Origin of the sequence: Amycolatopsis sp. (assembly GCF_035276945.1) — a bacterium.
In the GTDB taxonomy this organism is placed as follows: domain Bacteria; phylum Actinomycetota; class Actinomycetes; order Mycobacteriales; family Pseudonocardiaceae; genus Amycolatopsis_E.
The window spans coordinates 22477-46886 of the sequence record NZ_DATELF010000154.1; the positions used below are offsets into that span (position 1 = coordinate 22477).

Below are 24410 nucleotides of genomic sequence, written 5' to 3' on the forward strand. Positions count from 1 at the left end.
CTGGACGGCCTGAGGGCGGGTCGCCTTACGCGTTGCCGGAGTCCGAAAGCTGCGGCCCCGCGGCGCTTACGTCGTGGATGCGGTAGCGGCGCGTCGCCTCGATCACCGTCTCCTGCGACACCTCGCCTCGGCGGGCCAGCGCGGTGAGCGCCGCGATCGTGATCGACTCGGCGTCCACCAGGAAGAACCGCCGTGCCGCCGGGCGGGTGTCGGAGAAACCGAACCCGTCGGTGCCCAGCGTGATCATGTCGGTCGGCACCCACGGCCGGATCAGGTCCGGCACCGCGCGCATCCAGTCGGACACCGCCACCACCGGGCCCGCCACGTTCCGCAGAGCCTGCGTCACGTAGGGCACGCGCGGCGAGTCGGCCGGGTGGAGCAGGTTGTCCTTGTCCACCTCGACGGCCTCACGCCGCAGCTCCGACCACGAGGTGGCCGACCACACCGCGGCCCGCACGCCCCACTCGTCGGCCAGCATCCGCTGCGCCTTCAGCGCGTCCGGCATCGTGACGCCCGAGACCAGGATCTGCGCCTCGGGGCCGGATCCGGCCGGGGCCCCGGCGTACCGGTAGAGGCCGCGTAACAGGCCGTCCACGTCGAGGTTCTCGGGCTCGGCCGGCTGCTGGTACGGCTCGTTGTAGACGGTGATGTAGTAGAAGACGTTTTCACCGTTGCCGTCCGGCCCGGTCTCGCCGTACATCCGGCGCAGGCCGTCCCGCACGATGTGCGCGACTTCGAACGACCACGCCGGGTCGTACGCGACCACGGCCGGGTTCGTGTGCGCGAGCAGCAGCGAGTGGCCGTCGGCGTGCTGCAGGCCCTCACCGGTCAGTGTCGTACGGCCCGCGGTGGCGCCGAGCACGAAACCGCGCGCCATCTGGTCGGCCGCCGCGTACAGCCCGTCGCCCGTGCGCTGGAACCCGAACATCGAGTAGAAGATGTAGATCGGGATCATCGGTTCGCCGTGCGTGGCGTAGGAGGTGCCCACGGCGGTGAACGACGAGGTCGACCCGGCCTCGTTGATGCCCTCGTGCAGCAGCTGTCCGTGCTCGGACTCCTTGTACGCCAGCATCAGGTTGGCGTCGACCGAGGTGTAGGTCTGCCCGTGCGGGTTGTAGATCTTGGCGGTCGGGAACATCGAGTCCAGGCCGAAGGTGCGCGCCTCGTCCGGGATGATCGGCACCACCCTGGGACCGATCTCGGGGTCCTTGGCCAGCTCGCGGACCAGCCGGACGAACGCCATCGTGGTGGCGACCTCCTGCCTGCCCGAGCCCCTGCGGACCGCCTCGTAGACCTTGTCGCCCGGCAGCACCAGCGGCTTGGCCCGGTTGGCCCGCCGCTCCGGGAGGAACCCGCCCAGCGCGCGGCGCCGCCCGATCATGTACTCGATCTCCGGTGAGTCCGGGCCGGGGTGGTAGTACGGCGGCAGCTTCGGGTCGCGCTCCAGCTCGGGGTCGCTGATCGGGATGCGCTGCGAGTCCCGGAAGAGCTTGAGGTCGTCGAGGGTGAGCTTCTTCATCTGGTGCGTGGCGTTGCGGCCCTCGAACGCCGGGCCGAGGCCGTAGCCCTTGATGGTGTGGGCGAGGATGACCGTCGGCTGGCCGTGGTGCTCCATCGCCGCCTTGTATGCCGCGTAGACCTTGCGGTAGTCGTGGCCGCCGCGCTTGAGATTCCAGATGTCGGCGTCGGAGAGGTCCTTGACCAGGTCCTTGGTCCGCGGGTCGCGGCCGAAGAAGTGCTCGCGGACGTAGGCGCCGTCATTGGCCTTGTAGGTCTGGTAGTCGCCGTCCGGAGTGACGTTCATCAGGTTGACCAGCGCGCCGTCGCGGTCGGCGTGCAGCAGCGCGTCCCATTCGCGGCCCCAGATGACTTTGATCACGTTCCAGCCCGCGCCGCGGAAGTAGGCCTCGAGCTCCTGGATGATCTTGCCGTTGCCGCGGACCGGGCCGTCCAGCCGCTGCAGGTTGCAGTTGATCACGAAGGTGAGGTTGTCCAGGCCCTCGCCCGCGGCCACGTGGACAAGGCCTCGCGACTCGGGCTCGTCCATCTCGCCGTCTCCGAGGAACGCCCACACGTGCTGGTCGTCGGTGTCCTTGATGCCCCGGTCACGCAGGTAGCGGTTGAACCTGGCCTGGTAGATGGCGTTCATCGGGCCCAGCCCCATGGACACCGTCGGGTACTCCCAGAAGGCCGGCATCAGCCGGGGGTGCGGGTACGACGGCAGCCCGCCGCCCTCGCCGGCGTGCGAGTACTCCTGGCGGAACCCGTCGAGTTGCTGCTCGCTCAGCCTGCCCTCGAGGAACGCGCGCGCGTAGATGCCCGGCGAGGCGTGGCCCTGGATGAAGACGTGGTCACCGCCGCCGGAGTGGTCCTTGCCGCGGAAGAAGTGGTTGAAACCGACCTCGTAGAGCGCGGCCGAGGAGGCGTAGGTCGAGATGTGCCCGCCGACGCCGACCCCGGGCCGCTGCGCGCGGTGCACCATGATCGCCGCGTTCCACCGGATGTAGGCCCGGTACCGCCGCTCGATCTCTTCGTCACCGGGGAACCACGGCTCGTTCTCGGTCGGGATGGTGTTGACGTAGTCCGTCGCCGTCAGCGGGGGTACGCCGATGTTGCGTTCGCGAGCGCGCTCCAGGATGCGCAGCATCAGATACCTGGCCCGTTGCTGACCACCCCTGGCGAGCGCCTCGTCGAAGGAGTCCAGCCACTCTGCGGTCTCTTCAGGGTCGATGTCGGGCAGGTGCGCGGCCAAACCGTCGCGGATGACGCGCACTCGGGCCGGGGCCTGCTGCGCGCCGGCGCGGTCGTTCTGGGGGGCCAAGGGATCTCCTCGCCGGTTGTCACTGGTTCAGGGCAGGGTTCGCAAAGCCTTGCCCTGTCATCGTCGTCCTTTACGGGCTTGCCGTCATCGCTACTGGGCGGTAACGTTCAGCCGCCTCGCCGCGACATACGCGCGTACACGCGCGAGAGGCAACATCCACCCTAAGCCAGGTGTGTCCGGCTGGCTCCGTTCGGCGGTGTTAATCCGGTCGCCGACAGTGTTGGAGTGCTCCTACGCGGCGAAACGAGTTGGCACCAGATCCGGTGTGGACGGTTGCGCCCCGGGCTTCGGCCGTGTTCGCTAGCCCCATCCGTGTAGCAAGGGGGATGGAGACCCGTCCCCGTCGTAGTTGGAGGAGTGAAAGCAGTGGTCGCCGCTGGAGACGCTGAGTACCGCAGCGTCGCCGAGAGGCTTGGGATCAAGCCGGACATGGTGGTTCAGGAGATCGGCTGGGACGCCGACGTCGACGACGACCTGCGCGCCGCGATCGAGGAACATATCGGCAGCGACCTCCTCGACGAGGACGCCGACGAGGTCGTCGACGTCGTGTTGCTGTGGTGGCGCGAGGATGACGGCGACCTGGTCGACGCGATCATGGACGCGCGTGCCCCGCTCGACGAGAGCGGCGTGATCTGGGTGCTCACACCCAAGACCGGGCAGCCAGGGCACGTCGAGCCGAGCGAGATCGCCGAAGCCGTGCCGACCGTGGGGCTGGCCCAGACCTCCAGCATCAGCGTCGGGCCGAACTGGGCGGGCACGAAACTGGTGTCGCCGAAGTCGAAGTCCAAGCGCTGAACCCGCGCACGCTAAGGTTGGAGGCCAGAGGACAGCAAGCCACGCGGGAGAGGTGCCCACTCATGGCGGTCGAGGTCGGTTCGAAGGCCCCGGACTTCACGCTCAACGACTACAACAGGCAGGCGGTCACCCTGTCGTCCTTCCAGGGCGAGAAGCCGGTGCTGCTGGTGTTCTACCCGTTCGCTTTCAGCGGGATCTGCACCGGCGAGCTGTGCCAGCTGCGCGACGAGTTCGCCGAGTACGACGGCCAGGGCGTGCAGGTCCTGGGAGTTTCGGTGGACACGCCGTTCTCGCTCAAGGCCTGGGCCGAGCAGCAGGGCTATCAGTTCCCGCTGCTGTCGGACTTCTGGCCGCACGGCGAGGTCGCCAAGCTGTACGGCGTCTTCAACGAAGACGCGGGCCTGGCGGTGCGGGGCACCTTCCTGATCGACACCGCGGGCGTGGTCCGCTACGCCGAGGTCAACCCGCCGGGACAAGCTCGTGACCAGCAGTCCTGGAAGAAGGCTGTGGCCGAGCTCACGGCCTGATCTTCGTCACCGGCGGTGTCCGCACGGACACCGCCGGGTCGAGGGCGCATAGCTCAGCGGAAGAGCACTTGCCTTACAAGCAAGGGGTCGCAGGTTCGAACCCTGCTGCGCCCACAATCGAGCTGGTCGGCATGACCGGACGTCGGCTACCGTCGGGGTCTGGTCTGCCGACGACCGACGACGAGGTGACGCCGCCCCGCGGGCTCCAGTCGCGGGTGTTTCCGCTGGGAGCGGAACCGCTGCCCCGGGCGCCGGACCGGTGCCAAAATGACGGTTGTGGCGGACATTCTTCCCTTCCACCAGAAGCCCACCCCCACCCCGGATCATGAGCTGGAACCGTTGTGGCGTCAGGTGCTCGGCCGGAGCCTGAGAGCGACCAGGGAGGAGCAGGGCGGCCGCCTCGTCGACATCGCGGAGCGGGCCGGCATCTCGCCGCAGTACCTGTCGGAGATCGAACGGGGTCGCAAGGAGCCCTCCAGCGAGATGATCGCCGCGGTCACCGGTGCGCTCGGAGTCGACCTCGCCGACCTGCTCGCCGGCATCGTGAGCGACATCCGGCAGCGCCGCGGTGCGAGCCCCGCGGTCGGGCGCCGTCCCGCGGGACCCGTGCTCATGGCCGCCTGAGACCGCGGTCTCAGGTTCGGTGCTCGAGGACGCGGTCCGCGAGCCCGTAGCCGACGGCGCCCGCCGCGTCGAACACGCGGTCCCGGTCGGTGTCGTGCCGCAGGTCCGCGACAGCGCGGCCGCTGTGTGCCGAGAGGATCTCCTCCAGTTGGGTGCGCACCCGCACCACCTCGTCGGCCTGGAGAATGAGGTCTGGGATGGTGCCGCGGCCCTGTGCCGCGGGCTGGTGCAGCACCACCCGGGTATGGGGCAGCACGAAGCGGTGCCCGGCCTCGCCAGCGGCCAGCAGCACCGCTCCGGCCGCGACCGCCTGGCCGACGCACGTCGTCGCCACCGGCGCCTTGATGAAGCGCATGGTGTCGTACAGCGCGAGCATCGCGGACGGGTCGCCGCCCTCGGAGTTGATGTACAGGTTGATCTCCCGTTCCGGGTTGTCCGCCTCCAGGTACAGCAACTGGGCGATCAACGCGTTCGCCACACCGGAGTCGATCGCGGTGCCGAGGTAGACGATCCGCTCCGACAGCAGGTGCGAGTAGACGTCCATGATCCGCTCGCCACCCACACCGCGCGCAATGACGTTGGGGATGGTGTACGTGCTCATGCGCGGGCTCCCATCGCCGGGCCGAGCCCCAGCGAGTGGGTGCGCACGGGCACAACCTGGCCGAGGCTGTCGACGATGTGGTCGATGAAGCCGTACTCGCGTGCTTGCTCGGTGGTGAACCAGCGGTCGTGTAGCGAGTCGGCGAAGATCCGGTCGATCGGCTGATCGGTGTCCTCCGCGATGATCCCGAGCACCGTGTCCCGGGTGTGCCGCAGGTCGTCCGCCTGCACCTCCACCTCGACCGCCGATCCGCCGATTCCCGCCGAGCCCTGGTGCATCAGGATGCGGGCGTGCGGGAGGGCGAAGCGTTTGCCCGGGGTGCCCGCGGACAGCAGGAACTGCCCGGCACTGCACGCCAGTCCCAGCGCGAGCGTGGCCACGTCGCACGGCACGAGCCGCATCACGTCGCGGATGGCCAGCATCGCGGGGACCGAGCCGCCTGGTGAGTGGATCCACAACGCGATGTGGTTCCTGGGATCCTCGCTCGCGAGGGACAGCAGCTGGGTGGCGAGCACTGTCCCGTTGTCGTCGTCGAGCGCGCCGTCGAGGACCAGTACCCGCTGGCTGAAGAACCGTTCTCGGAGTCGGTGGTCGAACAGCTGCTTCTCGTTGTTGGTCATGCTCCGACAATGCCGCCACCCGGTGCCGTTCGCCGGTTTCTCCGCTGTGAGCAGATCAGCCCTCGGCAGCCTGGGAGCCTAACGCTCCACTGTGGACTTCACGGCCCGGCGTTCGCCGGCCGGCTTCGGGCCGAGGCCGTAAGCGCGAGCCGTGGGGCATTGGGGCCTTGGGCTACAGGCCGCCCACGAAGAAGTCGTCGCCGCGGACGAGTCCGCTGCCGGCTTCGAGCGTTTCTTCGAGGTGTCCAGCCCCGTCACGAGGTGCCCGCGCGCACGAGGTGCCTCAACAACAAGAGGACAACGCAACCCTGCCCGGCAACCACCATCTTGGCCAATGACCGGCTCCTCACCCTCCTGCCGGGTTCACCGCAGGCGCTCCCGCCGCGGGTCTTGTTCCGCACGCATGCCACGCATTACCGCGGAAGAACGAGAGCAAGGGCCGAAGGTCCCGAGATGTCGCCCGAAAACGTGAGTGATATTCGCTGTTTCGGCGTCCGGGTGATCGATGAACGAGGTGTGACACCGTCTCTTGAATTCCCTTCGCCTGGTTCGGAAAACAAATTCTGTGGTAACAAGGGTGAACCGCGCATCGACTCATAAGCATCAGCCAATTGGTCATGCCGGACGGAGCAGCAGATGGGCCGGTGCGCGGATCCCACGATCACTGTCCTGATTCCCGCCCGCAACGAGGCACGGAATCTCGAAGTGGTGTTACCGGAGTTGCCGAGTGTCGATCAGGTCGTGCTCGTCGACGGGCGGTCGGTGGACGGGACGGTGGACGTGGCCCGGCGGGTACTGCCCTCGATCGAAACCCTGACGCAGACCCGGACCGGGAAGGGGAACGCGCTGGCGTGCGGTTTGGCCGCGGCGCGGGGGGACATCGTGGTGATGTTCGACGCGGACGGTTCCGCCGACCCCAAGGAGATCCCGGCGTTCGTGCGCGTACTGGTCCGTGGCGCTGATTTCGCGAAGGGCACCCGGTTCCACCCCGACGGGGGAAGTGACGACCTGACCGCGCTGCGGTCCGCCGGGAACGCGGCCCTGAACGGGTTGACCAACCTGCTGTTCGGCACGTCGTTCACCGACCTGTGCTACGGGTACAACGCGCTCTGGCGGGACATCGTGCCCCGGCTCGACCTGCCACCCACCAATCTGGACACGCCCAGGTGGGGCGACGGGTTCGAGATCGAGGCGGTCCTCCACTGCCGGGCCGCCGCCGCGGGTCTCGCGATCGCGGAAGTGCCGAGCGTGGAGCGTCCGCGGATCTTCGGAAAGACCAACCTCAGGACGTTCGCCGACGGCGCCCGGGTGCTGCGGACGATCCTGGTCGAGTACCGGCGCAGGTTGAGCCGTCGCCACTACGGCGTAAGCGCACCGAGGTCGTCGCGGTCCCACTCGATTTCGTCGTCCTGGCGCACTTCCCACCGTTCATAGACGCGGAGTTCGGTCTCGTCGGGAAACTGCCAGGTGTAGGTGTGGAGCGTGACCCGGGAGCGGCTTGGCGCGTCGGCCACGACCTGGGGCGGACCGGGCGTGTCGTCGGTAACAAGGAAACGCGGCGCCGGTTGCGGTGCCACGAACAACGCGACCAGGAACGCGGCCTCCAGCGGCGCGAGTCGTGGCGTGACCTCGCGGTAGAACGCTCGAAGCTGGGCCGGATCGCCCATCCGGAAGGCCCGTCCGTCCGGCAGCACCGCGAAGCCTTCGACCGGGTCGCCGGTGTCCGTTGTCGCCTTCTGGACGCCGAACAGCCGATATCCGTCGCCGACCGGCGTGGTGCCGATTTCCGGCACCGGTTCCACCCGCCAGCCGGTCCGGGAGGTGGCCACCAGAGTGGCCGCGGTCCCGGCGCGGACCTCGAGGATTTCATCGCCGGGCGGGAGCAGGAACTCGGCGACGAGACGGCGTGCGATGTCGGACGGCGTGGCGGCGGTCATCGGCTCTTCATCATCTTGATGATCCAGGCGGACGATTCGTCGAGGTTCTTGAAGGTTACCGGTCCCAGAGTCGTCTTGTACCGCGCCGAGACGTAGGCGCGAATCGCTTCGTTGTCGGCGGTCACCAGCCACCGGTAGGCCTCCGGAATGCGATGTGGCGGCAGGTTCAGGTTTCGCAGGAACTGCTGTTGCGCGTAGAACGCCTGGAACTCCTGGTGCAGGGAGCCCATGTTCTCCAGCCCGATCACCAGGTTCTGCCGCTGGTGGGTCAGCTCGTGGGCCAAGGTGGCGGCCACCGCCGACGCCGACCGGTTGCCCTTGACGATGATGGTGTCGGTCAGCGGGTCGTAAAGCCCGGTGGCCTTTTCGAGTTGCCGGGTGAGTTCCGCTGCCCTGGCTTCGACGTTCATGCCTGGCTTCGCGTTGCGCTTCACGAGGTCGAGGATCATTGCCTGCTTCTCTTCGGCGGTGCCGGCATAGAGCGCGATCTTCTCCTCGGCCATCGCCTTTTCGGCCGCCTTCAGGAACGCCTCGGAGAGTTCGGCGTCCGTGCCCTTGGCCACGGCCCGCTTGAACACCTGCCTGATCTGCTCGAGGCTGGTCGCGACCTTCTTCTCGTCGCCGCCTCCCATGGCCGCCGCCACCAGTTTGGTTTCGGTTTCCTCGGCCAGCCCGGCCTTGCGGCTGGCCCGCACAAGTTCCATCGCCTTCTCGGCCGATTCGGCGGCCTTGGCCTCGGCCAGCAGCGTTTTGATGGTCTTGAACGCGCTGGCCGCGGCCTGAATGTCCGCGACGGCCGTGACGACGTCCACGGCAAGCCAGAAGATGTCCGGCGGCTCGCCCTGGGAGATCGCCTTCGCCCGGTCGAAGCTGGAACTCTGCGCGGCCGTCGCCAGCTTGTAGTCCTGGTAGTGCTCGTAGGCGCCATACACCGACAACGCCATGCTGCCGACCGCGGCGGCGGTCACCACCCCGGCGACCGCCAGGCTCGCGCCCGCGGTGGGAATCGCGGCGATCAGGCCCAGCCCGATCGCGATCGCCGCGATCAGCATCTGGGTGTCCTTGTCCGCCGCGGCCACCGCGGCGACCTTTTCGTCGATCAGCCGGCTCTGCCAGGACTCGACCTTGACCTCCTGTTTGGTCAGCTCGCGGAGGTGGGGCTCCGTCCACACCGAGAACCGGCCGCCCAGCTCGCCGCGGACGGTCTTGATGTTGTCGAGCTTCTCCTGCGCGGTCAGGGCGATCTTCGTGGCCATGTCGTCGGGCTTGCGCCCGGCGAGATCCATCAGTTGCTTGAGCGCGTCCGGCCCGGTCGACAGGGTGGCCAGGATCGGGAAGGCCTTGTGCTTTTCGGCGGCCAGTGCGTCGTATTCGCGAGCGACCCGCAGCCCGTCCGCGCGGCTGGCCTCCATTCGCTGGAAAAGCTCGGGCGGGAGGGTCAGCTCCGGCAGCGCCTCGGCCAGCGAAGGCGCGTTGTTCCTGGCGAAGATCGCCTGTGCTTCGTCCCGGGCCTTGAAATAGACGTTGGCGGCCTTGTCGGCCTCCATCCGCTTGCTGATCAGCTCCTGGGTCGCGGACTTGAGCCCGGTGGCCTTGCCCTGGTCCATGACGTAGCCGCCGGTCTTGATGCCCAGCAGGGTGTCCTCTTTGATGCCCAGCGACGTCAGCTGCTCGGTGATCTCCTTTTCGCTGGCGGCCAGCACCTCCTTGGCCCTGCGTACCGAGGCCTGCTCGAAGTCCTGGAGGAACTTGGGACGTTCCTGCGCCAGCTTGTCGAGTTGCCGGTTCAGCACGTCCCGGAGCTGCCGCAGGGTGTCCCGCGGAATGCCCTGGCCCAGCTCTGCGAACTTCAGTTCGGCGGTCATGTCCATGTTGATGAACCGGGTGGCCCAGCCGCGCGCACTCTCCCAGCCCTTCAACACCACCTGCTGTTTCAGTGCCTCGCTGACTTGGGCGGGATCGGCGGTGATGGGCACTCCCTCGTGCACGGCCGTGGCCGGGGCGGCGGTCCGCGGCGCGCGCTGGACGACCGCGCCGGTGACCGCGCGATTTCCGGCCGAGTTCTGCAGCCGTAGCATTCCCGCCGGAGATCGCTCGTTCGCCACGGCGTCGGCACGCGTAGCTACCGGACGCCGGTCCTTTCGCGGCTCCCGTTCGGCAGGAAGGTCGAACTCTCGCGACATCCCGTCGAACGTTAGGCCCGTCGCGTCCCCCACGAAAGGACCCGCGGTCCCTGCGAAAGAGCGGGCGGTGCTGCCCCTTCGGGCGGGTACTTACCGGGTGAGCGTCATTTCCTCGCCGTGCGCCACGATCGCATAGATCACGAGCACGTCGAGGGCGATGACCAGCAGGGACCATACCGGATAGGCCGCGACGAAGCCGAGATTCGCGATCGCGCTCAGGGCGGCGATGATCACACCGGCCACGCGGGCAACCTTGTTGCCGGTCATCAGCCCGATGCCGACGACGACGGCGAGAATGCCGAGAGCGAGATGCAGCCAGCCCCACGCCGAGTAGTCGACGTTGACCACGAGTCCGGCCGAGGTGACCAGGTAGTAGCCGTGGTCGAAGATCGCGACGAGTCCTTCGACCGCCTGGAACAGTCCGAGCAGAATCAGCATGATCCCGCCGAAGGCGACCCAGCCGGTCCAGCCGGTGGGTTGCTTGGGGGTGGCGTAGTGTGCGCCGGCCTGGGTCATGACGTCCTCCAAGGTTCGGCTCGACCCTCCACCGGACGGCGGGCGGCTGCCTCACCCCGTCGTGATGAATCGGCGGGCCGTGGTGCTCGGGCCGGTCATCCGTCTTTCGGGATACGCCGTTTCTTCGGCGCCTTGTCACCGGAGTCGGCGCCGGAGAGGTGCAGCAGCGCGGAGAGCCAGCCGGCGTCCGGGTCGGCGTCCAGGAGCGTGGTCTTGATGAGCAGGCTCACCGGGATCGCCAGGATCGCGCCGAGCGGACCGAGGACCCACGTCCAGAAGATCAGGGCCAGGAACGTCATGACCGCGGACATCCCCACCGCGTCACCCACGAAATAGGGCTGGATCAGGGACTGCACGACGAAGTTGAGCAGGCAGTAGAGCGCGATCACGACCAGCATGGTCTGCCAGCCTCCGCTGAGCAGGGCGAGGAGCGCCGGTGGCAGCAGCCCCAGGAGGAATCCCACGTTCGGGATGTAGTTGGTCACGAAGGACAGCAGTCCCCACAGCAGCGCCAGCGGGATACCCACCAGCGCCAGCGCGACGGTGTCCAGGACGGCGACGATGAGTCCGAAGACCGTGGTGACCCAGAGGTAGCGGCGGGTCTTCCCGGCGAATTCCCGTAGTGCGCCTCCGATGTGCGGCCGGGCCGTCGCTACCGCGGCCATCCGTTCGTCGAACCCGTTCGTCTCGACGCTGAGGAAGAGCAACAGCGCCAGCAGGAACACCAGGCCCGTCACGACACCGGTCAGTCCCGTCAGGAAGGAAACGAGGTAGGATACGATCCTGCTGAAGTCCAGGCCCTGGACGGCTTCACGGACCTGGCCGGGCGCGATGCCCAGCCGCGCCAGCTGATCGGCGATCCCGGCTCGCAGTTCGTCGAACCGCTGTGTGTACTGTGGCAGCAGGCTGGCCAGGCGTGCCACCGAAACGACCACCGTGACGCCGAACGTGACAATCACGCCGTAGACGGTCAGGATCAGTGCGGTCGTGGCGGCCCAGGCCGGGACGCGGTGCGCACGCAACCACCGGTGCACCGGGGCTATCGTGATCACGATGACGAGGGCGAGCAAGGTCGGCGCGAGCAGCCAAGCGGTCGCCTTGATCCCGGCGAGGGCCACGACACCCGCCGCGACGCCCACGAGGATCACCAGGACGCGCGGCATCGGAGAACCAGCCTTGATCGTGGTCATTCGATGACGCTAAATGCGAGATGGCCCCATGCCCTCACCCGCAGCGGGCGATGGGTGCTTTTGAAGTCGAGGCCTTCCGCAGCGGGGAACGGGTCAGGATCGGGCGGACGCCGATCTCGAACGTGCTCCCCGTGCCGAAACCCACCAGCCCGGGGCGGACCCTGACCAGGGGGCCGGCCCTAGGAGAGGACGGCGACTTCCGCGCCGGGGTCGGTGTCGGTGCACTTCGCCAACCCGGTTGACAACGTGGGTCAGGCCTTCCCCGCACGGCAGGGGCGCGCCGGAGCAGGTGCCCGCCGCCTGAGAAGACCTCCAACAGTCCGGGTTGCCGGGGGCTGCCGAATCCCGACGCGAAGGCGATGCCGAGAGATCGGTGTCGTCCAGCAGCCGGCGCGCGAACTGGGCGCGCCGGGACCGGGCAAGCTGATCCGGGCGGGCCCAAGGTGCTCGAGACCGGCGTTGGTGCCGGGTGACCGTGTACCTGTCGCCGAGGACTATTCAAAGCCGGACTCGCGGGTCGGGAAGGCCGGACTCGCTGGTCGGGAAAGCCGGACTCGCCGGTCGGGAAAGCCGGACTCGCCCTTCGGGAGAGCCCGACTCGCTGGTCACGAAGGCCCGACTCGCGTGTTCCGAAAGCCCGACTCGCGGGTCGGGGAGGCCCGAAAGTCCCTTGTGGACAACTCGAGGGCGTACCTGTGGGGCCGCTAGTCTGGACGGGTGCAGGAAGTGATCACGGTGGTGACACCGGTGTTCAGCGGTGGTCACCACCACCTTCTCGAAACCTACGAATCCTTGCGCGGCCAGGAAATGCCGCCCGGCTGGACGTGGGAATGGTGCGTCCAGGAAGACGGCACCACCGGGCTGCCCGGCGCCGGGTTGCCTGAGGATCCCCGGATTTCCCTTTCCTCGGCGTTGCCGGGGCGTGCCGGAGTGGCCCGGACCATGGCCCTGTCCCGGGTCCGTGGGCGGTACGTCCGCACGCTCGACGCCGACGACCTGTTCCTTCCCGGCGCGCTGGCCCGTGATATTGAGACGCTCGGCCGGGTGGCCTGGTGCACCTCGGCTGGTCTTGACCTGAACCAGGACGGCACGACCTCACCCGGCCCCTACGACCCGCCCGGCGGGCCGCTGCCCGACGATCTCTTCTTCACCGAACAACTCGAGGACCGGCTGTCCGTGCTGGCCGCCAACCTGGCCGCGCACACCGACCTCGTCCGGGCGCTCGGCGGCTGGCCCGCCGTCACCGGAGCCGAGACGATCGGCCTCCTGCTCGTGCTGGAGGCGGTGACTCCTGGCGAGTTCATCGCCGAGCCGAGCATGCTCTACCGCAAGCACGACGACCAGACCACCGCCTCGGCCCGGTACTGGAATCCCGAGGAGGACCGGGCGAGGCTGACCGTAGTGCTCGACCGGGCCAGGGTTCTCCGGCAGCTCGGCTGGAAGTGGCCGGTCATGTCAGCCGCCCGGTGACCCGGTCAGACGCCGATCCATGCCGATCCATGCCGATCCGTTCCGGCATCTCGCGGTGTTCGAGGATCGCTGCCAGTGGCCGCGGCGGCCCCGGACGCGTTGTCGGCTACCCCGGCCAGCCTGGCCCGCACGCAGGTCATCCTCCGGCAAGCTCGGACGCCGGTCTACCTGCTGTTCGTCTTCGGTTCGTTTGCCACGGCGGCCGGTTGGCTGACCGACGCTTCCGCGGAGTTCGTGCCGTAATCGCTGTGCAAGGCGGCGCTCAGTTCATCGGCCAGCCGCCGCCAGAACGCCATCGCCGCGCCGGGAGTCGTGTGCACCGGTTGTCCGTTCCCGTTTCCGGTGGACGGTTCCGGCAGCAACGCCAGCACCCTTTGCCACACGCCGTCCCGCTTTGCCGCGATGCCGTCGTAGTACTCGTTCACGGACCGTGACGAGGAATCGGCGAAATAACGGCGAATGTTCGGGTCGGCCTGGAACTGCGGCAGTGCGCTGCTGAATGTCCGCTGGTTCGTCCGGTGAGCGAAGGAAAGCGCTTCTTCGATGAGTTCCAGCCTGGTCCGCCAGTCACGGTCGTTGAGTGCGAACGCGCGCACCATCCCGGCCACCCGGTTTTCGGCTTCGAGTTCCTCCTGGCTGGCCGTGCGGCGAAGCCGGGACCACCAGGCCGCGCGCATCGCCGCATACCGGTGGAGCAGTGCGATGTTGTGCATCGCCATGATGAAGGTCAGCAGGTTTTCCGGCCGGGGCACCCGGAGTTCGTCGTTGGGCAGGTAACGGTCGAGGAAGACGACGAACTCGCTCGTCGTGCGCAGCGGGTTCAGATCCTGGTCACCGGTGGCGAGCCATTGCGCGTAAACGCTGACGTTTCCGCTGTCCGTGCAGTTCACGGCGCGCTCGAGATAGCGGACCGCGCACCGAGCCAGCTCTTTCCGGCTCTGTTCGTCGACGGTGTTTCCCGGCCAGTCGCCCAAGGCGACGGCGACGGCGCACGCGGCGTTGTAGTATTCCTGCCATTCTCGTGCCCTGGCGGGTTTCTTTTTGAGGACGTTTTCGATCTTGAGGTCGAGTTCGGCCGCGGTGGGCGGTTTCTTCCGTCGCTCGTCGGTGCCATTGGTGTGGAGCCAGGCATCCGCGAAATCGAGGTAGAGCGGTGCCCAGACGGCGAGGACGTTGAGCGCCGTCTGGGATACCGGCATTCCCGGCCGGCGGCGGCCCCCGGTCCACCGGTAGTCGGAAACCAGCTGTGCCGACTCACGGGTGGCGACATACTGCAGAAAATGGCGAACGCGGGTTCGGCCGGCGTCGAACACGTCGGCCTGTGGGTCGGTGAGCCCCTGCTGGTCGCAGTAGGCCACCGCATATCCGGCCAGCCACCCCTTGAGGCGCCCGCGGAGCGCGTGCCGTTCGACGGCGCGGATCGGATTGCGGGGAGTTCCGCCGTCGGTGGGGGCCAGCCCGCGCTGCCACTGGTCGGCGAGCCGGTCGGCGGCGGCCAACCGGGAAACGAGCCGGTAGCGGGCGATGAGCAGCGCGTCGCGCCCGTGCGGACTGCGCCCGAAGCGTTTCGGCGGCGTGCCGTCCATGCTGGTCTTGTGGACTCCCCACAGGCGACGCCACAGCTGCCGGTCGTACCAGGACTCGACCGAGATGACGTCAGCGTAGGTCGCGAGCGCGTCCATGAACAGGCCCAGCTGTTCCTGCGCCTGGCCCAGCTCGATCCGCAGGTAGGAGTTCTGGGTATCGATCTTGAGCGCGCGGTGGAACGCGCCGATGGCCCGCTCGTACTCGCGCTCGCGAAGGTGATGCCGCGCCTGCTGATGGTGATGGAACAGTTCGCTCGGCATGTTCCGGCCGTGCCAGGACGTCCACGGCGGCAGTGCGGCGAGGCGGCTGCGGGGCAGGATGAACGAACCGATCAGGTGCGCGGCCTGGCTCACCACGTCGGCCCAGTCGTCGCCCCAGACGGTTTCGATCACCCCGTGATTGCCCGGCAGCATCGTCACGTGCACGGTCAACCCACACGGCCGTGCCCCCTCGGGGCCGCGCACGAGCACGGAAACGCGGTAGGCGTGCCGAACCTGGAGAATCGCGTTCAGCAACGCCGCGGCCGTGGCCACCACGTTCTTCGTGGTATCGGCCGCGGTTTTCACGTCGTCGAGAATGTTGCTGGAGGACGGTGCGTTCGGAAACGATTGCGGAGTCGAAATGCTGATGGTGGTCAGCGTTTGCCGGATGTCGGCCAGAATCCCGTCGACAGCCGGCCCGCCCTCCGTGATCGTGCTCCCGGCCGAAGTGATCTGGATCGGGCCGGGTTTGCGGGCGAGTCTGGCGAAAAGCGCCCTGCGCACGGCAAGAATTCCCGTGACCGCGAGTACCGCGGAAACGACGTCGAGCAGGTGCGCGTCACGAACCGTGCGAAGCCAGGCGGTCAGGTGAGCCAGGAAGACGGTCCCGGCGAGAAAAAGCGTGGCGGAAGCCGTGAACAGCACCAGAAAGACGAACGTCCACCGGAGCGGATGGGGCATGGGAACCCGATCGGCCCCCGGACGATTCCGGCTCCACCGTCTTCGCATGAACGAACCTCCCCCAGTCGGTCTCGACTGGGATTCGCAACCGTGGTCCCGCCGGTTACGCCATGCATTTGGTTGACACCCGGTCGTTACCCCAAGGAGTGGAAGTTGTTTACTTTCTCGTCGAGCGGATGGCGAAGCGTCAGCCCGGAATGGCGACGAGCTGGTAGGCCAAGGCCGAGGTGTCCGGCACTTCATACGAGACCGTGCCGAGTGAAGTTGTGCAGCTGGTGTCGGCATACAACTCGAGTGCGTAGCTGTCGCCATACCCGCGGGCCACCGAACGCGCGGGCGTGAAGCCGAGACGGCTCACCGGCTGGCAGCCGCGGCCGGAGGCGACGGCTTTGGTCCCGGTGAAGTTGGCGCCCGGGAAAAGGCAGTAGTTGCTGTCCTGGCAGTGCGGGCTGACGTCGGCCGAGGCCGTCGCCGGGCTCGCCAGGGCTGTGAGCAGGAGCGCCCCGATCACGACGGCGCAGCGGTCTGAAGTCATGAGATCCTCCCAGTGTTCACCGGATGCTAGGATACTTTCCCATCGGGTGGCCAAGGAATTCGTTTCGTGTGCAGGCCCGCCGCGACCGCGTGGCAGGCGCCCTGGCCTTCCGCGCGCGCGACGACATGGCCGCCTTCTCCGCGGCGGCGGGCGTGCTCGCGGTCAGCGACGAAACCCCACCGGGTGGCCAAGGAATTCGTCGATTTCGCGCATGACACCATCAGGGAGTGAGCGCCACACTCGTCGCGAAGGGCTTGGCCGCCGGCCATGGGGACCGCGTGCTGTTCAACGGACTCGACCTCGTGGTCGCGCCCGGGGACGTGGTCGGGCTGGTCGGCGCGAACGGTGCCGGCAAGTCGACTTTGCTGCGGACACTGGCCGGCTTGATCCCGGCCGAGCAGGGCACAGTGCGGCTCAGCCCGCCGAACGCCACGGTCGGACATCTGCCGCAGGAGCCGGACCGGCGGCCGGGCGAGACCGTGCGTGCCTTCCTGGAGCGCCGGACCGGGGTCGGCGCCGCGCAGGTCGCGCTGGACGTGGCCGCGGAAGCGTTGGGCGCGGGCGAAAAGGGCGCCGAAGACGTTTATGCCGAGGCGCTGGAGCGCTGGCTGGCGCTCGGCGGTGCCGACCTGGACGAGCGGTCGGAAGTGATAGTCGCCGAACTCGGCTTGGTGGTCGCCCTCGACGAGCCGATGACCGCGCTGTCGGGCGGGCAGGCGGCCCGAGCCGGGATGGCGTCCCTGTTGCTGAGCCGGTACGACATTTTCCTGCTCGACGAGCCGACCAACGATCTGGACCTTGATGGTCTGGACCGGCTCGAAAGGTTCGTCACCGGGCTCCGTGCGGGCACGGTGGTGGTCAGCCACGACCGGGAATTCCTGGCCAGGACGGTGAACCGGATGGTCGAGCTCGACCTGGCGCAACAGCAGGTGCGGAGCTATGGCGGTGGCTATGCGGCGTACCTCGAGGAGCGAGAGGTCGCGCGGCGGCACGCACGCGAACGGTACGAAGAATTCGCCGAAACCCGCGCCGCACTGGAGGAGCGGGCGCGGGCGCAGCGGGCGTGGATGGAGAAGGGTGTCAAGAACGCGCGGCGGAAGGCGGGCGACAACGACAAGGTCGGCCGTAAGTTCCGCACCGAAGCCACCGAAAAACAGGCTGCGAAGGCCCGCCAGACCGAGCGCCTGATCGAACGGCTCGAAGTGGTCGAGGAGCCGCGCAAGGAATGGGAACTGCGGATGGAGATCGCCGCGGCACCTCGCGCGGGCGCCGTCGTGGCGACCCTGCGCGGCGCGGTGGTCCAGCGCGGTGCGTTCACCCTGGGGCCGGTGGACCTCCAGATCAACTGGGCCGACCGGGTGGCGATCACCGGGGCGAACGGCTCAGGCAAGTCGACGCTCCTGGGCGCCCTCCTGGGGTGGATTCCGCTGGACGAGGGGCAGTCCGTGCTCGGCCCGGGCGTGGTGGTCGGCGAGATCGATCAGGCCCGCGGACTCTTCCACGGCGACGCGCCGCTGGTCGAAGCGTTTGGTGCGGCGGTTCCGGAGCTCGCGACTGCCGAGGTCCGCACCCTGCTGGCGAAGTTCGGCCTCGGCGCCGCGCACGTGCTGCGCCCGGCCGCCACGCTGTCCCCCGGTGAGCGGACCCGCGCCGCACTCGCGCTGCTGCAGGCGCGTGGGGTCAACCTGCTGGTGCTCGACGAGCCCACCAATCACCTTGACCTGCCCGCCATCGAGCAGCTGGAGTCGGCGCTGGCGGGCTACCCCGGCACGCTCCTGCTGGTCACCCATGACCGCCGGATGCTCGATGCCGTGCACACCACCCGCCGCCTTGAGGTCTTTGCCGGGAAGGTCGTGGAGCGGTAACCGGTTGATCGGGCTCGTTGTTGACCAGATCAGGCGGATGGCCCGCTCCTCTCGCGCTCAGCGGGCCATGGGCCTGAGCACTGTTTCGCCGCGGTGACAACGTTTGGCAATGCTCACCCGTCCTGTCCTTAGCGGACGCCGTAGAGGTGCTCCAGGGCCAACTGGTCGAGTTGCTCGAACGCCATGCCGGAAGCTGCGGCGGCCTCGGGGTCGAACTCGTCGGAACGCAGGGATTCGAGCGTCTCGCCCGGCGACAAGGTGGGTTCGGACAGCTCCGGCACGCGAGCCGCGGTGAGCGCTTGCTGAACCTCCGGGTCGGCCCGGAACGCGCGGACCTTTCCCCGCAGGATCAGGTAGTTCCGCATGCAGCCTGCGGTCGAGGCCCAGACGCCGTCGAAGTCCTCGGTGCGCGGTGGCTTGAAGTCGAAGTGCCGGGGGCCGTCGTAGCCGCCGCTTTCGATGATGTCGACCGTCCAAAACGCACCACGCGCGTTGCCGGCGCCGAAGCGGAGGTCCTGGTCGAACCTCGGGCCATGCTGGCCGTTGAGGTCGATGTGGAACAGTTTGCCGTGCCACAGTGCCTGCGCGAGTCCGTGGGCGTAGTTCAGTCCGGCCATCTCCTCGTGGCCGACCTCGGGGTTGAGCCCGACCAGTTCGGAGCGCTCCAGCTCGTTGATGAACGCCAGCGCATGCCCGACGGTCGGTAACAGGATGTCGCCGCGCGGCTCGTTCGGCTTGGGCTCGATCGCGATCCGCAGGTCGTAACCAGAGTCCACTATGTACCGAGTCAGCACGTTCACCGCCTCGGCGTACCGGTCCAGCGCGGCCCGGATGTCCTTGGCGGCGCCGGATTCGGCGCCCTCGCGCCCGCCCCAGCACACGAACGTGCGCGCGCCCAGTTCGGCGGCGAGGTCGAGGTTGTCCAGCACCTTGCGCAGCGCGAACCGGCGCACGTCCCGGTCGTTGTTGGTGAAACCGCCATCGCGGAACACCGGGTGCGAGAACAGGTTCGTGGTGATCATCGGCACCGCCAGCCCGGTCGCGGCCAGTGCCTCCCGCAACGGCTTGAGCGCCGCCTCCTTTTCCCCCGCGCCGGCGCCGAACGCGAAGACGTCGTTGTCGTGGAAGGTGATTCCGTACGCACCAAGTTCGGCGAGCTTGTGTACCGCGTCCGCGGGGTCCAGCGGCGGCCGGGCGGCGCTGCCGAACACGTCCACCCCCTGCCAGCCCACGGTCCATAGCCCGAACGAGAACTTGTCTTCACGGGTAGGCGTGAAGTCTGGCATGCCTACTGCCTCCTTGCCGGTCACTTGCCGAAGCCCGGCGTCAGCCCGCTCACGAGCCGTCGCCGGCCCAGAATGTATAGCGCTAACACTGACAGCGTCGAGAACACGACGGCCGCCAGCACCGCGGAAACGTTCCCCAAAGCTTGCCCTGCCACGCCCATAGTGACATCGGCAGCACCCGCTGCTCCGGATCCTGCGGCCTCGGCCGATCTGCCGTGCTTTGGCGTCGTTCGGGCTGACCGTCCCGGCCGGGAAATCGGCCACGACCGCGTCCTGGCCACCCCGGTCACCGTTACTCCTGTTTGATGCGCTCGACCTCCTCGGCGAGGAGGCGGAGTTCGTCGTCGGTGTTGTAGTAGTGCACCGAGGCTCGCACCGTCTCTTGCAGGTTCCGAGCGGTGAAGTCATATTGGGCCGAGGAGCGGTGCACGATCGAGGTGTTGATCTTCGCGTTACTCAGCCGTGTCTTGATCTTGTCGGCGGGCACCCCCGCGACGCTGAAAGTGACTATGCCGCACTGGCGCTTGCCCTGATCGTGCAGGCTCACGCCGTCGATCCCGGAAAGCAGGCCGCGCAGCCGGGCGGCCAGCCCGGTTAGGCGTTCCTCGATCGCGGGCAGGCCGATCGCGAGCGCGTAGTCCACGGCCACGCCGAGGCCGAGGGTCGCGGCGATGTTGCGCTCCCACACCTCGAACCGCCGCGCCGAATCGAGGATCTCGTATTTCCCGGGCTCGGTCCAGGCAGCCGAGTGCAGATCGAGCATCGCGGGCTCGAGCCTCGCGCGGAGTCGCGGGTGGACGTAGAGGAACCCGGTGCCGCGCGGGCCGCGCAGGTACTTGCGCCCAGTGCCGCTCAGCGCGTCGCAGCGCAGGCGGGTCACGTCGAGGTCGAGTTGGCCGGCGGACTGGCAGGCGTCGAGCAGGAAGGGGATCCCGGCCCGCTCGGCGACCGCGCCGACCTCCTCCGCTGGATTGACCAGGCCGCCCTGTGTGGGCACATGGTTGATCGAGATCAGCTTGACGCGGTCGTCGATTCGGCGCTCCAGGTCGGCGACGTCGAGCTGTCCGGTCTCGTCATCGCCGACGACCTCCACGGTGGCACCGGACTGGAGGTAGGCGATGGCGTTGCCGGCGTACTCCGAACGGCAGGTGAGGATCTTGTCCCCGGGCCCGAGCCGGAGCGCGTAGAACACGGCCTGCCACGAGCGGGTGGCGTTGTCGGTCAGTGCGATGTCGTCGACGCCGGCATTGAGTAAACGCCCGAGTGAAGCGTATACGGCTTCGAGGCGATCCGCGGCGGCGTCGGCAGCCTCGTACCCACCGAGCACGGACTCCGTTCGCAGGTAGTCGATCACGGCGTCGGTCACGGGGGCAGGCGGCAGCGCCGAGCCCGCGTTGTTGAGGTGGACCACCTCGGCACAGCCTGGCGTCTCCGCCCGCAGCCGCACCACGTCGTCGTCTCGCATGTGTCCGACCCTAGCAGGGATTTTCCGCCTTGCTCAGCCGTTTGCCGACCAGGCCAACGGGTCTGAGAAGTATGGTGGCTCAACGTCCGGGTCGGCGATCGGTTCGGGTTGCGTGGCGTAGGTGTTGCCGAAGTCGGAGGCCCAGGTGGTGCTGTCGTCGGCATGCTGTTTGACTGTCCAAAAGGGAATTTTTTTCGCGCGATGGTGCTGTCGGTAGCGGCATTGGCCGTTGTCTTCGTCGGTGGGGCCGTTGGCGTGGTGTGGTTACGTGTGGTCGACGTCGGTGTATCGGGCGGAACGGTTGCAGTCCGGAAAATCGCATTTTTGGTCTCGGAGCCGGATAATTCGGCGAGTCGGCCGCGGAATCGGTATTTTTTGGTGACCATTCCTTTTGCGCCCGTCCTGATCGGCCAGGACTCCGGCCCATTCAGTCTTGAGGCTGTAGGCCGGCTCCCGCCCGATGTCGGCGGGCAGCGGGCCGTAGCCGCGTAGGTTCCCGGGGAAGTTGTTCAGTCCCAGCAGGGTTTTGACGTCGACGGTGACATAGATGTGGGCCTGGGTGTCGCTGGTCGTGGTGCCTTCGATCAGGTCAAGGATGGTGTCCGCTACCTGCTGGTCCCAGGTGCGCGGATCGTCCGCGGGCAGGGCGTTGACGATCCGGTCGACGCGGTCCTTGCAGGCGAGGACGCGCTCGATACCGCCCAGGATATTCATCCATGCCATCCTGTCCGAGACGGGTTCGATGCGGAGCCGGCCTTCCTCGCGCCGGATCCGGGCCCGTTCGGCAGCGCCGTCGGGATCGATCCGGGCGACCAGCAGGCGCGCGAAATCGGCCGGCTGGCGGGGATTCAAGCCCAATACTTTCGGAAACAGCCACTTGCCCACCGGGCGTGCCTTCGCATCGTCGAGGACCGCGGTGGCGTGCTCGATCTGGTCGACCCGCGCGCGGTCCAGGTCGCCGGTGCGCAGCGCGGCCCAGGTGTGGGGCAGCCGATCGCGCAACGTACATGCCAGGCTCACCTCCCGGTTGGCGCGGGCGATGCTCACCTTGGTCTCCGACGCCAGAAGGTCCGGCGACCACTCCTCCTCGGCCCGCGACTCCTCGTACCGATGGATCGCCGCCAACCGCCGCGCCTCCAGTGCCGACCGCAGCCGCGCCACATCCCGCGCGAACTTCAGCGACCCGGCCGCGGACAACTCCCCAAGATCGGACTCCAACACCTCTCGCAGGTAGTCGTCAGGTTCGGGAGGAACCCCCTCCCCTGCTTCAGAAATCCCCTCGTACATACGTTCATAATAGCCACCGATGCGAACAGGTGTTCTTACACGATAGGGTAATCCTCTTGGTGGCGACCGAGGAAGCCCGAGTTCAGGCCGCTTTCCAAAAGTGTCAGGCCCCGAAGGTCGCCCTCAAGCTGTCCGGCATTCCCAGCGGGCCGGGAAGGGTCGTACCGGTGAGGCTGAGCGCCGCGAGCGTGGCGGGCATGCGTGCGCGATCCCCGCCATCGGCGATCTTGAGCGCGATCGCGGTGCCGTCCGGCAGGCCGACCACCTGGACGGCCTCCACGCCGTCCTTGGCGATCAGGCCCGGCACCGCGGTCATCAGCCGGGTTACGTCACGGCGGGGACCGGCGAGCATCTCCGGATGACGCCGGATCGCCCGAGCCACCCGGCGCTCGGGCGATCCGGCGGGCGCGGCGGCGATCCGGCCGGCGGCCCGGGCCAGCCCGCGCAGGGAAACCGCGAACAGGGGCGCGCGGCAGCCGTCCACCGCCACGCACGCGATGTGTTCGCCGGTGAGGTCTTCGACCGTGTCCGCCAGCGCCCGCTGTAGCGGGTGACCGGGATCCAGGTAGTCCGCTGTGGACGATCCATGGGCACGGGCGACGGCCAGCATGGCGGCGTGCTTGCCCGAGCAGCAGTGCGCGAGCTTCCGCGCGGGTCGTCCGGCGGCGAGCCAGACGTCGCGGATTTCCGCCTCGTACGGCAGGCTCTCGGGGTTGCCCAGGTCGTGCTCGGTCAGCCCACAGGTGTCCAGGATCCGCCGCGCTCCGGCGAGCTGGAACTCCTCGCCGGAATGGCTCGCCGCGGCCAGCGCGAGCAGGTCGGGCGGCAGGTCGAGCCCAAGCCTGACCAGCCCCACCGCCTGCATCAGCTTCGCGGTCGACCGGGGATAGCAAGGAGCATCGATCTCGCCGAGCGCGAAGCGCACGGCCCCGTCCGGGCCGAGCACCACGAGCGATCCATAATGGACACTCTCGGGCAGGCCGTCGCGCCACACCTCAACCAGTGGTTCATGCCTCATGACCGGACCCGCCCTCGTGCGCAGTCCCGGTATCCGGCGTCGGTCCGGGCGGTGCTGGTGGCCCGCAGAATCCGATCGGTCACGTTTCCCGTTCTCCCGCGGCGGGGGAAACACCGCGGCGCAACCTTTCCACCGCGCCGGCGACATGGTCGAGGTGGTCGGTCATCGCGTCGATCGCGTTTTCCCGCGACCCTTCCGCGATGGCCGCCACGATTCTTCGGTGCTCCAGGTTGGACCGCTCCCGGCGATCGCCGAGCTTGTTCAGAAAGGTCGACTGGCCGGCCAGCGCGTTGCGGATCTCCTTGATGACCTTGCCGAACACCGGGTTCTGGGAGGCCTTGGCCACGGTGATGTGAAACAGGGTGTCCAGCGCCACCCAGGCCAGGTCGTCGGTTTCGGCCTGCATCCGCGCGATCAACTGGTTCAGCAGGTCGAGGTCGTCGGGCCCGCGCCGGATCGCGGCGTATCCGGCGACCGGGATCTCCACGTGGCGCCGGACCTCGAGCAGGTCACGGGCGGTGTAGGAGCCGAACGTCGGATGCTCGGCGGGCCGGCAGGCCTGCACGAAGGTGCCCCTGCCGGTGCGCGATTCGGTCAGTCCGAGCGCTTGCAGCCCGCGCAACGCCTCACGCACCACCGACCGGCTGACCTGGAACTCCTTGGCCAGGTTCGCTTCCGACGGCAGCCGGTCGCCGACCGCGTACTCGCCGCGCTCGATCGCGTGGCGAAGGTGCGCCAGCACGACCTCCATCGCGCTGACCCGGCGCGGGAGATGTCCGGCTGTACTGCTGTCGGACAGGTTCATGGAAAATAATAGTCCAGGCCCTTCCGCTCGTTGTCAAGCGTCGTGCCCCGTGACCGCTCTCCTGATCAGTTCGGTACGGTCCCGGACGCCGTCACGTCCTCGGCACGTTCACGGCACGTCCTCGGCACGTTCACGGCGGTCGCCGCGACGACTTCGTCGCTCGCCGGTGAAGCCGGCAGCGCTCCTGTCTACAGTGGAGGGTCCTGCGTAAGGTGCATCGGCCAGGACGAGCCACCGAACGTCCCGGTGAACCAGTGGACGCAGGGGTTGGTCAGGATCAGGGCCCGGGGATCAGCTGCACGGGCGCTCCCGCCAAGCTGAACTCGCGAAACTTCTG

General features: G+C 68.2%; 21 protein-coding genes, 1 tRNA gene and 1 pseudogene. 8 read left to right on the top strand and 15 right to left on the bottom strand.

The features are described 5' to 3' along the window. Positions 1 to 25: 25 nt before the first annotated feature. Positions 26 to 2821 carry a pyruvate dehydrogenase (acetyl-transferring), homodimeric type gene (gene aceE, locus VJT49_RS27855; protein ID WP_324167904.1) on the bottom strand — a complete coding sequence of 932 codons (2796 nt, stop codon included), beginning with the start codon at positions 2819 to 2821 and terminating at the stop codon, positions 26 to 28. A gap of 366 nt (positions 2822 to 3187) precedes the next feature. Here aceE and VJT49_RS27860 point away from each other — a divergent pair, with 366 nt between their 5' ends. The 4 genes from VJT49_RS27860 to VJT49_RS27875 all read left to right on the top strand — a co-directional run bounded on the left by VJT49_RS27860 (position 3188) and on the right by VJT49_RS27875 (position 4767). After that, positions 3188 to 3616 carry a DUF3052 domain-containing protein gene (locus VJT49_RS27860; RefSeq protein ID WP_324167905.1) on the top strand — a complete coding sequence of 143 codons (429 nt, stop codon included), beginning with the start codon at positions 3188 to 3190 and terminating at the stop codon, positions 3614 to 3616. 62 nt (positions 3617 to 3678) lie between these two features. Next, positions 3679 to 4143: a peroxiredoxin gene (locus VJT49_RS27865; RefSeq protein ID WP_324167906.1), complete on the top strand. Its 465-nt coding sequence runs from the start codon at positions 3679 to 3681 to the stop codon at positions 4141 to 4143. 42 nt (positions 4144 to 4185) lie between these two features. Next, positions 4186 to 4257, top strand: a tRNA-Val gene (locus VJT49_RS27870). Between the two features lie 162 nt (positions 4258 to 4419). Beyond that, positions 4420 to 4767: a helix-turn-helix transcriptional regulator gene (locus VJT49_RS27875; RefSeq protein WP_324167944.1), complete on the top strand. Its 348-nt coding sequence runs from the start codon at positions 4420 to 4422 to the stop codon at positions 4765 to 4767. Positions 4768 to 4777: 10 nt separating this feature from the next. Here VJT49_RS27875 and VJT49_RS27880 read toward each other — a convergent pair whose 3' ends face one another. Both VJT49_RS27880 and VJT49_RS27885 read right to left on the bottom strand, forming a co-directional pair. Beyond that, entirely contained in the window at positions 4778 to 5368 is a 591-nt protein-coding gene (locus tag VJT49_RS27880; protein ID WP_324167907.1) for a ClpP family protease, read from the bottom strand. Further along, the gene (locus VJT49_RS27885) at positions 5365 to 5988 is read right to left on the bottom strand and encodes an ATP-dependent Clp protease proteolytic subunit (RefSeq protein ID WP_324167908.1); all 624 of its coding nucleotides are present in this window, start codon (positions 5986 to 5988) and stop codon (positions 5365 to 5367) included. Before VJT49_RS27885 ends, VJT49_RS27880 begins: the two co-directional genes overlap by 4 nt. A gap of 636 nt (positions 5989 to 6624) precedes the next feature. Between VJT49_RS27885 and VJT49_RS27890 the strand changes: the two genes are divergently transcribed. Next, a complete protein-coding gene (locus VJT49_RS27890; RefSeq protein ID WP_324167909.1) occupies positions 6625 to 7422 on the top strand; it encodes a glycosyltransferase family 2 protein in 798 nt (265 codons plus the stop codon). Here VJT49_RS27890 and VJT49_RS27895 read toward each other — a convergent pair. The 4 genes from VJT49_RS27895 to VJT49_RS27910 form a co-directional block, all read right to left on the bottom strand. Continuing rightward, a complete protein-coding gene (locus tag VJT49_RS27895; protein WP_324167910.1) occupies positions 7347 to 7925 on the bottom strand; it encodes a hypothetical protein in 579 nt (192 codons plus the stop codon). The genes VJT49_RS27890 and VJT49_RS27895 overlap by 76 nt on opposite strands. Continuing rightward, positions 7922 to 10108 (bottom strand): hypothetical protein, encoded by a 2187-nt coding sequence (locus VJT49_RS27900; RefSeq protein ID WP_324167911.1) that lies wholly within the window; start codon positions 10106 to 10108, stop codon positions 7922 to 7924. The genes VJT49_RS27895 and VJT49_RS27900 overlap by 4 nt, the downstream gene beginning before the upstream one ends. A gap of 90 nt (positions 10109 to 10198) precedes the next feature. Continuing rightward, positions 10199 to 10624, bottom strand: coding sequence for a DUF7144 family membrane protein (locus tag VJT49_RS27905; RefSeq protein WP_324167912.1), 426 nt, complete (start codon positions 10622 to 10624; stop codon positions 10199 to 10201). Positions 10625 to 10719: 95 nt separating this feature from the next. Next, positions 10720 to 11814 (bottom strand): AI-2E family transporter, encoded by a 1095-nt coding sequence (locus VJT49_RS27910; RefSeq protein ID WP_324167913.1) that lies wholly within the window; start codon positions 11812 to 11814, stop codon positions 10720 to 10722. A gap of 717 nt (positions 11815 to 12531) precedes the next feature. Here VJT49_RS27910 and VJT49_RS27915 point away from each other — a divergent pair. Continuing rightward, positions 12532 to 13284: a glycosyltransferase family A protein gene (locus VJT49_RS27915; protein WP_324167914.1), complete on the top strand. Its 753-nt coding sequence runs from the start codon at positions 12532 to 12534 to the stop codon at positions 13282 to 13284. A 164-nt stretch (positions 13285 to 13448) separates the two neighbouring features. On the opposite strand, the gene VJT49_RS27920 is transcribed toward VJT49_RS27915, so the two are convergent. Both VJT49_RS27920 and VJT49_RS27925 read right to left on the bottom strand, forming a co-directional pair. Beyond that, complete coding sequence (locus VJT49_RS27920; protein WP_324167915.1) at positions 13449 to 15812, bottom strand: hypothetical protein; 2364 nt, start codon at positions 15810 to 15812, stop codon at positions 13449 to 13451. A 187-nt stretch (positions 15813 to 15999) separates the two neighbouring features. Next, positions 16000 to 16347: a hypothetical protein gene (locus tag VJT49_RS27925; RefSeq protein ID WP_324167916.1), complete on the bottom strand. Its 348-nt coding sequence runs from the start codon at positions 16345 to 16347 to the stop codon at positions 16000 to 16002. A 68-nt stretch (positions 16348 to 16415) separates the two neighbouring features. Here VJT49_RS27925 and VJT49_RS27930 point away from each other — a divergent pair, with 68 nt between their 5' ends. Together VJT49_RS27930 and VJT49_RS27935 are read left to right on the top strand one after the other, a co-directional pair. Continuing rightward, positions 16416 to 16562, top strand: a complete 147-nt coding sequence (locus tag VJT49_RS27930) for a hypothetical protein (RefSeq protein ID WP_324167917.1) — start codon at positions 16416 to 16418, stop codon at positions 16560 to 16562. 12 nt (positions 16563 to 16574) lie between these two features. After that, positions 16575 to 18212, top strand: coding sequence for an ABC-F family ATP-binding cassette domain-containing protein (locus VJT49_RS27935; RefSeq protein WP_324167918.1), 1638 nt, complete (start codon positions 16575 to 16577; stop codon positions 18210 to 18212). 128 nt (positions 18213 to 18340) lie between these two features. Here VJT49_RS27935 and xylA read toward each other — a convergent pair whose 3' ends face one another. The 6 genes and pseudogenes from xylA to VJT49_RS27965 form a co-directional block, all read right to left on the bottom strand. Beyond that, positions 18341 to 19498 (bottom strand): xylose isomerase, encoded by a 1158-nt coding sequence (gene xylA, locus VJT49_RS27940; protein ID WP_324167919.1) that lies wholly within the window; start codon positions 19496 to 19498, stop codon positions 18341 to 18343. A gap of 20 nt (positions 19499 to 19518) precedes the next feature. Next, positions 19519 to 19694 (bottom strand): annotated as a pseudogene (locus VJT49_RS27945) (carbohydrate ABC transporter permease); the annotation flags it as partial. Between the two features lie 96 nt (positions 19695 to 19790). Continuing rightward, positions 19791 to 20963, bottom strand: coding sequence for an aminotransferase class V-fold PLP-dependent enzyme (locus VJT49_RS27950; protein WP_324167920.1), 1173 nt, complete (start codon positions 20961 to 20963; stop codon positions 19791 to 19793). Positions 20964 to 21227: 264 nt separating this feature from the next. Continuing rightward, positions 21228 to 22250 carry a DUF222 domain-containing protein gene (locus tag VJT49_RS27955; RefSeq protein ID WP_324167921.1) on the bottom strand — a complete coding sequence of 341 codons (1023 nt, stop codon included), beginning with the start codon at positions 22248 to 22250 and terminating at the stop codon, positions 21228 to 21230. A gap of 103 nt (positions 22251 to 22353) precedes the next feature. Further along, the gene (locus VJT49_RS27960; protein ID WP_324167922.1) at positions 22354 to 23268 is read right to left on the bottom strand and encodes an asparaginase; all 915 of its coding nucleotides are present in this window, start codon (positions 23266 to 23268) and stop codon (positions 22354 to 22356) included. 79 nt (positions 23269 to 23347) lie between these two features. Next, the gene (locus VJT49_RS27965; RefSeq protein ID WP_324167945.1) at positions 23348 to 24019 is read right to left on the bottom strand and encodes a FadR/GntR family transcriptional regulator; all 672 of its coding nucleotides are present in this window, start codon (positions 24017 to 24019) and stop codon (positions 23348 to 23350) included. Positions 24020 to 24410: the final 391 nt, after the last annotated feature.